Genomic DNA, 12628 nt, shown 5'->3' with positions numbered 1-12628 from the left:
ATCAAGTGAGTATCAGGTGATACCCACCAGGTATGTAGGAGCCGGCTTGCCGGCGATGGGTCCCTCGAATCTTCTGCCGGCCTTGCGGACGCCATCGCCGAATGCCCGGTGCATCACCTCTCTCTGTGGGAGCTGGCTTGCCTGCGATGGGGCCCTCGAATCTTGCGTAGACCTTGCGGGCGTCATCGCCAGTAAGCCGGCTCCTACAGATCCCGGCGTATCGCAACCCATCGATGGGCATGCTGGGTTTACCAGCCGCGCAAGCGTTCCCACACTTCTACGTCGCCACTCTCCAACACCGCGTTGTAACTGCCGAACTGCGCCCCTGTGGCACACGCATGGTTCGGCAAAATCCGCAGGCGTGTCCCCAGTGGAAACTGTGCAACCACCTCCGCCCCGTGCCCCTGGAACCGCGCCACACCGTGCTCCTGATTGGCACTGCTCAACAGCAACCCATCGATCAGCTCACCGGCCTCGTCACACACTTGGCCATAACCAAAATCGCGCTTCTGCGTTTGCGTGCCACGGTCCCGGCTCATCGCCATCCAGCCTGCATCGGTGATGATCCAGCCTTTTTCCGGCTGGTGGCCAATCACCGTCGTCAGCACGCTCAGGGCCAATTCATCGGTGCGGCATACGCCGATGTTGTGCATCACCAGGTCGAAAAACGCATACACACCAGCACGCAGTTCGGTGACGCCTTCCAGGCTCACCGCCGACAGCGCAGTCGGCGTGGAGCCCACGCTCACCTGTCCACAACGCATCCCGGCGGCACGAATGCACTCGGCCGCTTCCACGCAGCGGGAGCGCTCCAGTTCGGCGATGGCCTGTAAGGCCTCGGGCGTGTCCAGCCCGTAACTTTCACCCGCATGGGTCAGCACACCCACCAGGCTGTCGCCTAGCACGCGGGCAATCTCCAGCAAGACGGGATCCTGCGGTTTGACCCCGGAGCGATGGCCGTCGCAATCGATCTCGATCATCACCGCAAAGGTTTCGCCCTGTTCGCGGCCGAAATCGACAATCGCCTGGGCCCCGGCGAGGCTGTCGGTGATCAGCGTCAAGGTACAACCGCGACGGCGCAGTGCCAGGGCCTGAGGCAGCTTATGCGGTGCCATCGCCACTGCGTAGAGAATGTCAGGGATGCCCAGATCAAAAAAATACTCGGCTTCCTTGAGGGTCGACACCGTGATGCCTCGGGCGCCCGCCGCGATTTGTGCAGCCACCACCTGGGCACACTTATGGGTTTTGACATGCGGACGTAACTGCACGCCCAGGGCGTCGGCCCTTTGCTGCATACGCTGGAGATTGCGCTGCATTTTCACGGTATCAATCAGTGCGGCAGGGGTGTCCATGGTTGAAGCTCCACGATAGGGGGCAGGGTCGAAATTGACGCCCTGTCCAGGACTGGATATGTTGTCTTGCATGAAAAAGACCTCGCTTGAAGAAACCACCCTGATCAGCCAGCTCGAACAGATCGCCGAAGGCTTGAGCCAAACCTTCAGCCCGTTCTGCGAAGTGGTGCTGCACGACTTGCGCGACCCGCAGCACGCGATCCTGGCCATCCACAACAACCTCTCGGGCCGTGCGCCGGGCGATCCGGCCACCGAGCTGGGCCTGGCGCGCATCGCCGACCCCGAGTACCCGCAAATCATTGCCAACTACCAGAACCAGTTCAGCGATGGCCGCCAGGTCAAAAGCACCTCCATCGGCATCAAGGACGCCAGCGGCCAATACGTGGCGGCCCTGTGCATGAACGTCGACCTGTCGTTGTTCCGTGGCTTGCAGGGCCTGCTTGAACAGTTCGGCTCGGTGAGCGGCGACAAGCCCGGCGAATCCCTGGACCCGTCCGGGGCCGACGCCATCCGTGCGCGCATCGACCAATTCGCCGCACGCCTGGCCACCACCCCGCGAGCCCTCAAGGCCGCAGACCGGCGCCTGCTCATGCAGGAGCTCAAGGACTCCGGGTGCATGGACGTGCGCCGGGCCATGGAGACCGTGGCCTCGCACCTGGGCGTGTCGCGCGCGGCGGTCTACACCTACGCCAAGTAGCGCGCCACCGCTTCAATTTCTACCAAGTACCCATGATGCAACTCCGGCACCGGCACCACCGCCCGTGCCGGCCGATGCTCGCCCAGCGCGGCGGCGTACACGCGATCGAATTCCGGCCAGTGCCGAACCCCGGCCACATACACCGTGACCTTCACCAGGTCCTGGGGCGTGCCGCCGGCGGCCTGCAAAATTGCCAGCAGGTTATCCAACGCCAGCTGGGCCTGTTCGGCAAACGGGGCCGACAAGTTATGGCGCCCGTCGGGGCTCACCGGCAATTGCCCGGAGATGTACAGCGTGCCGTTGTGGCTGGCGGCCTGGGAATAATGGCCGGCAGGCGGCGACGCGTTTGGGGTGTGATGCAGAGTCATAGTGGTCTCAAGCAAGGGAGGGAAGGGGAGCCGGTTGAGGCTGTTCGTCGGGTGTGGTGCTGCCGATCACTGCCGTGGCCACGCCACAGCCGAACACGTTGGTGGCGGTGCGGCCCATGTCCAGGATCGGGTCCACTGCCAGGATCAGCAGCAAACCGGCTTCCGGCAGGCCCACCATCGGTAAGCCGGCCGCGAGCACCACCAGCGAGCCACGGGCCACGCCGGCCGTGCCTTTGCTGATCACCAGCAAGGTCAGCAGCACCATCACCTGGTGGCCGAAGCTCATGTCGATGCCGTAGGCCTGGGCGATGAACATCACGATAAAGGCCTGGTACATCATCGAGCCGTCGAGGTTGAACGAGTAACCCAGGGGCAGTACAAAACTGGTCACGCGCTTGGGCGAGCCGAAGTTGTCGAGTGCGGCGATGGTCTTGGGGTAGGCCGCCTCGCTGCTGGCCGTGGAGAACGCCAACAACACCGGGCTGCGCAGCAAATGCAAAAGGCGCTTGAAGCGCGCGCCCAGGGCGATGTAACCAGCGCCGCCGATCACCAGCCAGAGCAGCGCCAGGCCGAGGTAGAACTGCGCGATCAACTTGCCGAAGCTCACCAGCATGCCCAGCCCGTACAGGCTGATGGTGGCGGCGATGGCCGCAAACACCGCGAGCGGCGCCACCCACATTACGTACTCGGTGATGCGGAACATCACCTGGGTCAGCTCTTCAAGTACGTTCAGGATGCTCGACTTGCCCTGGCCTTTGACAAACGCCAGGCCCGCACCGAAGAACAGCGAAAACACCACGATCTGCAGCACCTCGTTATTGCCCATGGCCTCGACGATGCTGCGCGGGAACACATGGGACAAAAAGCCCGAGAGGTTGAAGCTGGCGGTGTTCAAACCACTGGCGCCGCTGGTGGGCGTATTCAGGCCAAGCCCCACGCCGGGCTGGAACAGGTTGGCCAGCAGCAGCCCGATCAGCAGCGACACCACCGAGGCCAGTAGGAACCAGCTCATCGCCTTGAGGCCCACACGACCAATGGCGCCGCTGTCGGCCATGCTCGCGACCCCGCTGATCAGCGTGGCCAGCACCAGCGGCGCGATCACCATCTTGATCAGGCGCAGGAACACATCGGTCACCAGGTTGAAGTAACCGGCGAGGGTCTTGGCGGTGTCGGCGTCGAGTTGCGCATGCAACACGGCTCCCACCAGTACACCCAGGAGTATCGCAATCACGATGGCCCGGGCCAGGTAACGGTTTTTCATAAGCACCTCTTGTTGTTGAGGCCCGGGGCACGCCCGGGCGTTTTTTATCGGCGGCAGTTTTCAGCAGGCAAAGCGGGGCCGTCAGCGCCTCGGCGGGCGCTTTTCGGCCATTAATCAGGTGTGTGCGGGGTGCGGGTCAGCCTTGTAGCAGGCTCGCGTATTTTTCGATGTCGACGTTGCCACCGGTGACGATGATGCCCACGCGCTGGCCCTTGAACCGGCCGTTGGCATTGCGCAAGGCCGCCAGGCCCAGGCAACCGGTGGGCTCTACCACCATCTTCATGCGCTGCATGAAGAAGCGCATGCCGTCCACCAGTTGCGCGTCGGACACCGTGAGGATGTCGTTCACCTGGTCACGGATGATCGGGAACGTATGCTCCCCCAGGTGCTGGGTCTGGGCGCCGTCGGCAATCGTGGCCGGGGTCTCGATGTGCACGATGCTGCCCGTCTGGAATGAACGCTGGCCGTCATTGCCGGCCTCGGGTTCGACGCCGTACAGCAGGCAATCCGGCGCCAGGGCGCGGGTCGACAGCGCGGTGCCCGAGAGCATGCCGCCACCGCCCAGGCCAACGAACAGCGCGTCCAGAGGGCCGGTGAATTCCAGCAGTTCCTTGGCGGCGGTGCCTTGGCCGGCGAGCACGTCGGGGTGGTCGTAGGACGGGATCAGGGTCATGCCGTGCTCTAGCGCCAGGGTCCGGCCGATCTGCTCGCGGTCTTCAGTGACGCGGTCGTAGAACACCACGCTGGCCCCGTATTCACGGGTGGCTGCGACCTTGGCTGCCGGCGCATCGGTGGGCATGACGATGGTCGCCGGCATCTGCAGCAGGCGCGCGGCCAAGGCGATGCCCTGGGCGTGGTTGCCGGAAGAGAACGCCACCACCCCGGCCTTGCGCTGCTGCTCGTCAAAGCGCGAGAGGGCATTGAACGCGCCGCGAAACTTGAACGAGCCGGTGCGTTGCAGGTTCTCGCACTTGATGAACACCTGGGCGCCGGTCTCGGCATCCAGGGTGCGCGAGGTGAAGACCGGCGTGCGATGGGCAAAGCCTTCCAGGCGCTGGGCGGCGGCGATGACGTCGTGGTAGGTGGACAGTTGCATGGGACGGACCTCTGGAAAAGTACCCGGGCACGGAAGCCCTGTTGTCTATGTTTGGATAAAATATCCATATCAAGACAAATTGTAAAGTTCCGTCTGTCACATGCGCTTTGGCCTCAGTGGCCCACCAGTTCCTCCAGCAACTGTTCCTTGTAGCCTTGCAGCACCGGCGAGGCACGGTCCCGTGGGTGGGGCAGGTCGACGCGGATTTCATGCTTGATCCGCCCGGGGTGGGCGTCCATCACAATCACCCGGTCACCCAGGTACAGCGCTTCTTCGATGTCGTGGGTCACCATGATCACCGTGCAGCGCTGCTGCACCCAGATGCGTTGCAGCTCCCGTTGCAGGTGCACGCGGGTCAACGCATCCAGGGCGCCCAGGGGTTCGTCCAGCAGCAACACCTTGGGCTTGTTGATCAGCGCCCGCGCGATTGCCGCACGTTGTGCCATGCCACCGGAGAGTTGATGGGGATAGGCGTTCTCGAAGCCGCTGAGGTTCACCAAGGCAATATGCTCGGTCACCAAACGGCTTTTTTCGGCCTGGGGCAGAGTGTGGTTTTTCAGGGCCAGGGCGATGTTCTGGCTGACGGTCATCCACGGGAACAGGCGGTGATCCTGGAACACAATGCCGCGCTCCAGGCCTGTGGCAGCAATGCGCTTGCCGTCCAGCAGAATATCGCCCTGATACTCGGCTTCCAGCCCGACGATCAGACGCAGCAAGGTGGATTTACCGCAGCCACTGGCGCCGACAATGCTGATGAACTCCCCCGGGCGCACGTCGAGGTGGATGTCCTGCAACACCGGCAGGTCGCGGCCTTCGATGCGATAGGCCTTGTTCAGGCCGCGAATCTGCAGGGCGCCGGTCTGCACGTGCTGGTGGAGGGTGTGGTGGGCAATGGCATTCATATCGGGACCTTTCAACGGAGGTTGCGCCAGCGCAACAGGTGGCGGCTCAGCAGGGTGAACAACAGGGTCATCAAGTAGCCGAGCAAACCGATGCACAACACGCTCAGCACGATCACCTCCATGCGCGAACCGGCTTCGGCGTTCATCATCAAGTTGCCCAGGCCGGCGCCGGAGGACAGGAACAGCTCACTGCCGATCGCCGTGACCCAGGCAAATGCCAGGGCGTGCAATACGCCGGTGGCGATGCTCGGCAGTGCGGCCGGCAACAGCACCTGGGTGAACTGTTGCAGCGGCGTCAGCCCCAGCACCTGGCCGACTTCACGGTAGCGGCGCTCCACATGGCTGAAGCCTTGATAGGTGTTGAGCACCATCGGGTAAAACGCCGCGAGGCTGACGATCAGCACCTTGGAGAACTCGCCGTTGCCGAACCACATGGCAATCAGCGGGATCCAGCCGAGCATCGGCACCTGGCGAATCGAATGGAACAGCGGGCCGATCAAGCGGTTGGCCACGCCTGACAGCGCCATCAGCACCCCCAGCGTCACGCCGAACAAAATGCCCAGCACCAGGCCGGTGCTGGTGCGCGCCAGGCTGGCCAGCAGGTTGACCAGCAACTCGCCGTTGCCGAGCATTTCCCACAGCGCCGAGCCAATCGCCGACAGCGGCACAAACGCATACGCGCCTGCCGCGTTTTGGCGCGAGGCGTATTCCCAGGCCAGGATCAACAGCAGCGGCAGCAACAGGCCGCGTGATTTTTTCAACAAGGGCAGCATGGGGAACTCCTAGCGGGTCTGCCAACGGAACAGGCGTTGTTCGAGGCGTCGAAAGCCGTAGTCGAGGCCGAAGCCGATCACTCCGGTGACCACCACGCCGACCATCACCACATCGATGCGCAGCATCTGCCGGGCCATTTCGATCATCTGCCCCAGGCCACTGTCGGCCGCCAGCAACTCAGTGGCCACCAGCACCACCCAGGCGCGGGTCAGGCTGATGCGAAAACCGGTGATGATCGGCGGCGCAGCGGCGGGCAGGGCCACCAGGCGTACAAAGCTCGGCCAGCGCAGGCGGTACACATCGGCCACTTCAAAGTAACTGCGCGGGATGCCGCGCACGCCTTCGCCGGCCGCCAGGGCCACCGGGAAAAACGCGGTCTTGGCGACGATGATGATCTTGAAGGTTTCATCAATGCCGAACAGCAGCACAAACATCGGGATCAACGCGATGCTCGGGATCTGGCGCAGGGTGTGAAACAGCGGGCCGCAATACGCCTCGACGTTTTTCGACAGCGCCATCAGCACGCCAAAGGCCAGGCCGCACAGCGAGCCGATGCCAAACCCCAGGCCCAGGCGCGACAGGCTGTTGCCCAGGTGGTCGAGCAGTTCGCCGCTGGCAAGCAGGGCTTCAAAGGTTTGCAGCACCTGGGCCGGTGGTACCAACAGGTTGCGCGGGAAGATGGCGAGGTGCGCCACCAGGGCCCAGGCGAACAGCAGGGCCAGGGGTGAGATAAGCCAGGTGAGGGGGCGGAGTCGGCGCATGGCAGGTCTTAATTCAGCTGAATACCCGACAGCTATCGCAAGACATGTGCCATGTACGAATCCCGAACACCCTGAAGATCCCCTGTAGGAGCTGGCTTGCTAGCGATAGCGATGTTCCGGTCGACATCATGGTTGGCTGTGCCGCCGCCATCGCTGGCAAGCCAGCTCCTACAGTGGATCTTCAGGGAGATGGGTTGATGCCTGGGCAGCAGAAGGGTGCTGCTGGAGCAGCACCCCTTCAGCAGTCGCCTCAGAAGTCGTAGCTCACACTGGTGTAGTAGAACGCACCCTGGGCACCTTCGGGGCTGGTGATCGAGTACTTCGGCACGCCGTACAGTTGCGCGCCGTCGGCCTTGTCCGGGTGGGTGTCGAATAGGTTGATCGCGCCCACCGAAACCTTGATGCCTTTGTGGAAGGTGTACGACAAGTCCACGTCGGTCACCCATTGCGGACTGAAGGTCTGGTCCAGGTTGGGGTTGGTGGCGTTGAGGCTTTTCCATTCGCCATACCGACGCTGCGCCACGGTGAGGCCCCAGTTCTCATACAGCCAGTTGGCGCTCAAGGTCAGCTTGGAATCCGGCGTGCCGTCCTCGATCAGGCCCTGGGTGTTGCGCCCGACAATCTGCGAGCCCTTGATATTGCCCACGTCGCGCAAGCCGGTGATGGTGGTATTGGTCTTGGCAAAGCCGCTGCTCAGGTTCAGGCGACCCCATTGCTGCAAGTCCCACTGATAGTTGCCGGTCAGCTCGATGCCGTCGGTGCGGGTGTCGGCCACGTTGGTGTAGAACGCCGCGCTCTGGATGTTGGCGTAGGGCGTGCCGGCAAAGATCGGCGTCACCACGCTGGCCGGCAATTGGTCGGAGAGGGTGATGCGGTTGTCGATGTTGATGCGGTAGGCGTCCACTGTCACCGAGGCGTTTTCCAGGGGGCGCCACACCAGGCCCAAGGAGTAGTTGGTCGACTCTTCCGGCTTGAGCGCCTTGCCGCCCAGTGCCTGGGCTTCGGGGCTGTTGGCGCGCAGGGTGCGTTGTTGCACCTCCACGTAGTTGCCGCTGCCCGGCGGCTGCTCCACCACCTGCACACTGAACGACGACATGCCGCTCTGCACCAGCGACGGCGCACGGTAGCCGGTGCTGGCAGTGGCCCGTGCGGCGATCTGCGGGGTGAAGTCATAACGCAGCGACAGCTTGCCGTTGGTGGTGTCGCCGAAGTCCGAATAGTGCTCGGTGCGCACCGCCACGCCCGCCTGGAACTTCTCGGTGATCTGGCCTTCGACGTCGATGTAGGCGCCGAGCACCTTGCGCTCCAGGGACGCCGCGTCCACCTGGGTAATACCCGAGTAATAGCCGGGAATGCGCCGCCCGGTGATCGGGTCGACCGTATTGAACAACGGCCCGTTCTGCCAGCCAGCCGCCTCACCGGCACTGAGTTGGTAGTTCTCTTTACGCCAGGCCAGGCCAGCCGACAGCGTCAGCGGCTTGTACAGCAAGTCGGTGGGGAAGTCCCGCACCCAGTCCAGGGTCAGGTTGGTCTGGTCGTTCTCGCGCTTGCCGGTGTAGATGTTCGACGGGCTGTTCACGCCATAGCTGGGGTTGATCGCGTTGCGGTCATCGGACTTAAGCGTGTTGTTGCCATGGTTCAACGCCAGGTCGAACTTGCCCAGTCGATCGTCCTCGAAGCGCAGGCCACCGGTCACGGCATAGTCTTCCAGGCCGTAGCGGGTCACCGGCAAGCGGCCGTCCGGGTAACGTTGCAACGCGGTGCTGCCGTAGTTGTTGCGCAAGGTGGTGGGTGGGTCGAAGAAGCCTTCGGCGTCAGTGTTCTTGTGGGCGTAGGTGGCGAAGCCGTAGGCGGTGAAACCCTCGCCGAGGCCGATCTCGCTGTTGGCCACGACGTTGTACTGGTCCGAGATATTGCCCGAGCCCCAGCGCCAGGTGCGGTAGCGGTTGTTCTGCTCGCGCGGCGTGTTGACGCTGGTGTCGCCGGGGTAAAAGATCCGATTGTCAGGGTTGGTGTCGCTGGCCGGGTCCTGGCTGCCGGCGTCGAAACTCAGGGTGAGGAAGCCGTCGTTGGGCAGGGCAAAGCCTTTCCAGCCACTGAGCTTGCGCTGGATGCCGTCGCCTTTGTCATAGCCACCGAAGCGGTAGCCGAGGTTGCCGCCGTCGTCGTTTTCCTTGAGCACAATGTTGATCACCCCGGCGATGGCGTCGGAGCCATATTGCGCGGCGGCGCCGTCGCGCAGGATTTCCACGCGCTGGATCGCGCTCAGGGGGATCAGGCTCAAGTCCACCGCTGCCGCACCGCGTCCGTTCACCAGGCTCTGGCGGGTGATGTTGGCGCTGCTGTGACGGCGCTTGCCGTTGACCAGCACCAGCACCTGGTCCGAGGCCAGGCCGCGCAGCGACGCGCCTTGGGCGATGGAACCGGCGAACGCGCCCTGGGGCGACTGCGGGAAGTTGAACGACGGCGACAGGGCGGTGAGGGCGCCGGACAGGTCGGTGGCGCCGGTTTGCTGCAGTTGCTCGCCGGACAACACGTCGATGGGGGCAGCGCTCTGCAGGGCGGTCAAGTCACTACGGCGGGTACCGAGCACCACGACGGTGTCCAGGTGATCGTTTTTTGCGGTGGGCTGGGTAGTGTCTGCGGCATAAACAGGCACGGCAAGGCTGCCCATGACCAGCGCAATGGCGCCGGCCAACGGAGTGCGTTGGAACATAAAAGTGGTCCTTAGAGAAAATCACACCATCCCTTGTAGGAGCCCGGCTTGCCGGCGATAGCGATCTTAAGGCCGCCATCGCCGGCAAGCTGGGCTCCTACAGTGGGTTGGGGTGTGAACGAGAAGGTTAGAAGCGGCTGGTCACGCTCAGGCCCACGGTGCGGGGGTCGCCATAGGTGATCACGTATTGGCCAAGGCCACCGTTGGGCCGGCCATGGACTTGGTAGCGGCGGTCGGTGAGGTTGTTGACGAAACCGGTGACACTGAGTTTTTCGTCGGCGCTGTACCAGGTCAGCCGGCTGTTGGCCAAGGTGTAGTGGGGCTGGCTCAGGTCTTTGTCGGCGCTGCTCTGGCGGTCGGCGAGGAAGTATTCCTTGTCGCGGAAACTCACGTCGGCACCGGCCACCAGCTTGCCGCCGATTTCCAGCGGGAAGGTGTAGTCGCCGCCCAGGGACACCACGTTACGCGGTGAACGCACGAAGCTGTTGCCGCTGTAGTCGCCGGTGACCGCGCCGGTGTTGGGGTTGGTGTTCTTGAAGTCGGTGTATTCGGTGTCCAGGAACGAGATCGCCGCGCGCAGGTGCAGGTAGTCGGTGGGTTGGCCTTCCAGCTCCAGTTCGGCGCCCTTGACCTTGCCCTTGGCGCCGTTGGTGAGCGCGGTGGTCAGCACGCCGTTGTTGACCGTCAGCAGGTTCACCTGAATATCCGAGTAGTCGTAGTAGAAGATATTCGCGTTGGCCGTGAGGCGGTGGTTGAACCACTCCGACTTCACACCGAACTCATAGGCGTCGAGTTGTTCCGGGTCCACCGTGGTCAACTGCGACAAGCTGGTGGACAGCCCGGTGTTGAAACCCCCGGAACGGAAACCATGGGCGTAGCGGAAGAACACGCGCACGTTGTCGTTGATGCGGTATTCCGGCGTGAGGTCGTAGGTCCAGGCTTCCCAGGTCTTGTCTTCCTGGCGATTGCCGTTGGTGCCCACACCGGCCAGGGGGATCAACGGGCCGTTGGCCGTGGCGCGGGTCAACTGGGTGAGGTTGAGGTCGATGTCTTTCTTTTCCTGGGTCCAGCGCAGGCCACCGGTGACGCTGAAGTTGTCGGTGAAGTCGTAGGTCAGGTTGCCGAACAGCGCGTAGCTGTCGGTCTTGTGGTCGTAGCTCAGGTCACGAAAGTCCGTGGCGCCGCCGATCTGGTTGGACCCGGTGCCATTGGGTGTCGGCCCCGGCACGATAAAACGCCCAGCCTGGCTGTCGAGGTCCTCATGGAAATAGTGCGCGCCGGCCAGCCAGCGCAGGGTCTCTTGCTGGGGCGAAGCCAGGCGAATCTCCTGGGAGTACTGGGTGTATTTGTTGTCGGCGGTGGACGTGCCGTTGACCTCGTACGGCGTGTAGTCGGCGTCACTGCTGGACTGGCCGCGGATGTAGTCGTACGCCGTGATCGACGTGAGCGTGTAGTCGCCCAGGTGCCAGTTGAGGGTCAGCGAGGTGCCGTCGTGGTTGAGCTTGGAGTCGTCATCCACGTTCAGCGCGATGTTGCGCCCGGCCGGGCGCTGGTAGCCCACGTTGTAATAGCGGCCCAGGGTCAGCGCACCGTTGGCGCCGTCGCCCTTGAACTCGCGGCTGTGGATCTTCCACAGGGCGTCGAGGTCGTCGTTGAGCTGGGCGAAAAACTGCAGGCGCACGGCCTTTTTATTCACGTCGCCGTAGGTGTGGTCGTCCACCAGGTTTTTCTGGAAGCCGTCGCGTTCTTCCGAATACAACGAGATTCGCGCGGCAAGTTTTTCGTCCACCAGCGTGCCGCCCAGGGCGCCGCTCAAGATGCGTTCGTTCTTGCTGCCAAAACCGATGGTGCCGAAGCCGTCGGTATCGAAGGTGGGCTTTTTCGAGATGATATTCACCGCGCCCGCCGTGGTGTTCTTGCCGTACAGCGTGCCTTGCGGACCGCGCAGGATCTCGATGCGCTCCAGGTCCCACAGCGGCCCACCCCCGGCAATCGGCGCGTTGAGGTAGACATCGTCGGCATAGATACCCACCGGGTACACCGTGGCCGCGCCGGTGTCGCCGGTGCCCAACCCACGGATGTACCAGCGCGGGCGGCCATCGCCGTCCGGGTTCTTCGCCGAGGCGTTTGGGATGAAGGTGGTGATGTCGCCCATGTTGCGCACGCCGTCGGCGACAATGTTGGTGCCCTGTACCGCCGACACCGCCACCGGAACCTCTTGAAGGGTTTGCTCGCGGTGTTGTGCGGTGACGGTCACGGTCTTGAGTGCCGGTTCGGTTTTAGTGGTGTCCTCTTCAGCGGCGTGAGCGCCGCCTGCGACGAGTAAAGCGAGCCATAAGCCCTTGGTGATTGGATTGATGGTATGCATGAAAATCTCCCCCGGAAAATGTGTCCTTGAAGGGGGTAGAGCAGAGATCGTGCCAAGAGGATTTCAGGTTTGATACGTATGGATAACATGCTGTTTTATAAGTAATAAAATGTTGGAGGTGAGGTTTTTTTACGGATAAAACAAGGCCGTGAAAACAGCCTGTCGAAGATTCAGCAGGAGTTGCTTGGAGGGTGCTGCTGGAGCAGCAGGGAGGGTGTTGCCAGGCCAACACATTTTTGTTGGTTCACACCGACCTTGTAGGAGCAGGGGGGGGGGGGGGGGGGGGGGGGGGGGGGGGGGGGGGGGGGGGGGGGGGGGGGGGGGGGGGGGACG

The 12628-nt window shown here is 63.2% G+C and carries 10 protein-coding genes; 1 reads left to right on the top strand and 9 read right to left on the bottom strand.

What is annotated here, in order from left to right:
• Window positions 1-248: 248 nt before the first annotated feature.
• Window positions 249-1352, bottom strand: coding sequence for an alanine racemase (locus tag AC07OV_RS06840; protein ID WP_495091872.1), 1104 nt, complete (start codon window positions 1350-1352; stop codon window positions 249-251).
• A 70-nt stretch (window positions 1353-1422) separates the two neighbouring features.
• Between AC07OV_RS06840 and AC07OV_RS06835 the strand changes: the two genes are divergently transcribed.
• Window positions 1423-2049 carry a helix-turn-helix transcriptional regulator gene (locus tag AC07OV_RS06835; protein ID WP_176999094.1) on the top strand — a complete coding sequence of 209 codons (627 nt, stop codon included), beginning with the start codon at window positions 1423-1425 and terminating at the stop codon, window positions 2047-2049.
• Here AC07OV_RS06835 and AC07OV_RS06830 read toward each other — a convergent pair.
• The 8 genes from AC07OV_RS06830 to AC07OV_RS06795 all read right to left on the bottom strand — a co-directional run bounded on the left by AC07OV_RS06830 (window position 2037) and on the right by AC07OV_RS06795 (window position 12295).
• A complete protein-coding gene (locus tag AC07OV_RS06830; RefSeq protein ID WP_176999095.1) occupies window positions 2037-2417 on the bottom strand; it encodes a RidA family protein in 381 nt (126 codons plus the stop codon). The genes AC07OV_RS06835 and AC07OV_RS06830 overlap by 13 nt on opposite strands.
• 7 nt (window positions 2418-2424) lie before the next feature.
• Window positions 2425-3678, bottom strand: coding sequence for a dicarboxylate/amino acid:cation symporter (locus tag AC07OV_RS06825; RefSeq protein ID WP_176999096.1), 1254 nt, complete (start codon window positions 3676-3678; stop codon window positions 2425-2427).
• A gap of 136 nt (window positions 3679-3814) precedes the next feature.
• Window positions 3815-4774, bottom strand: coding sequence for a threo-3-hydroxy-L-aspartate ammonia-lyase (locus AC07OV_RS06820; protein ID WP_495091871.1), 960 nt, complete (start codon window positions 4772-4774; stop codon window positions 3815-3817).
• 113 nt (window positions 4775-4887) lie between these two features.
• Window positions 4888-5676, bottom strand: a complete 789-nt coding sequence (locus AC07OV_RS06815; RefSeq protein WP_495091870.1) for an ABC transporter ATP-binding protein — start codon at window positions 5674-5676, stop codon at window positions 4888-4890.
• Between the two features lie 11 nt (window positions 5677-5687).
• A complete protein-coding gene (locus AC07OV_RS06810) occupies window positions 5688-6449 on the bottom strand; it encodes an ABC transporter permease (protein WP_495091869.1) in 762 nt (253 codons plus the stop codon).
• Between the two features lie 9 nt (window positions 6450-6458).
• On the bottom strand, window positions 6459-7211 hold the full coding sequence (locus AC07OV_RS06805) for an ABC transporter permease (RefSeq protein WP_495091868.1): 753 nt from the start codon (window positions 7209-7211) through the stop codon (window positions 6459-6461).
• Between the two features lie 250 nt (window positions 7212-7461).
• Window positions 7462-9927 (bottom strand): TonB-dependent receptor plug domain-containing protein, encoded by a 2466-nt coding sequence (locus AC07OV_RS06800; RefSeq protein ID WP_495091867.1) that lies wholly within the window; start codon window positions 9925-9927, stop codon window positions 7462-7464.
• Window positions 9928-10054: 127 nt separating this feature from the next.
• Window positions 10055-12295, bottom strand: a complete 2241-nt coding sequence (locus AC07OV_RS06795) for a TonB-dependent receptor (RefSeq protein WP_176999102.1) — start codon at window positions 12293-12295, stop codon at window positions 10055-10057.
• Between the last annotated feature and the right edge of the window lie 333 nt (window positions 12296-12628).

The sequence above is a fragment of the Pseudomonas sp. GW821-FHT09A09 genome (genome assembly GCF_059418405.1).
The sequence above is the reverse complement of the archived record's forward strand: the minus strand, read 5'-3'. Positions and strand labels throughout refer to the sequence as shown.

Bases quoted from the DNA above. Each gene is read 5' to 3' on its own strand.
- AC07OV_RS06835 (WP_176999094.1), top strand. From the start codon at position 1,423: ATGAAAAAGACCTCGCTTGAAGAAACCACCCTGATCAGCCAGCTCGAA.
- AC07OV_RS06840 (WP_495091872.1), bottom strand. From the start codon at position 1,352: ATGGACACCCCTGCCGCACTGATTGATACCGTGAAAATGCAGCGCAAT.
- AC07OV_RS06810 (WP_495091869.1), bottom strand. From the start codon at position 6,449: ATGCTGCCCTTGTTGAAAAAATCACGCGGCCTGTTGCTGCCGCTGCTG.
- AC07OV_RS06805 (WP_495091868.1), bottom strand. From the start codon at position 7,211: ATGCGCCGACTCCGCCCCCTCACCTGGCTTATCTCACCCCTGGCCCTG.
- AC07OV_RS06820 (WP_495091871.1), bottom strand. From the start codon at position 4,774: ATGCAACTGTCCACCTACCACGACGTCATCGCCGCCGCCCAGCGCCTG.
- AC07OV_RS06800 (WP_495091867.1), bottom strand. From the start codon at position 9,927: ATGTTCCAACGCACTCCGTTGGCCGGCGCCATTGCGCTGGTCATGGGC.
- AC07OV_RS06815 (WP_495091870.1), bottom strand. From the start codon at position 5,676: ATGAATGCCATTGCCCACCACACCCTCCACCAGCACGTGCAGACCGGC.
- AC07OV_RS06830 (WP_176999095.1), bottom strand. From the start codon at position 2,417: ATGACTCTGCATCACACCCCAAACGCGTCGCCGCCTGCCGGCCATTAT.
- AC07OV_RS06825 (WP_176999096.1), bottom strand. From the start codon at position 3,678: ATGAAAAACCGTTACCTGGCCCGGGCCATCGTGATTGCGATACTCCTG.
- AC07OV_RS06795 (WP_176999102.1), bottom strand. From the start codon at position 12,295: ATGCATACCATCAATCCAATCACCAAGGGCTTATGGCTCGCTTTACTC.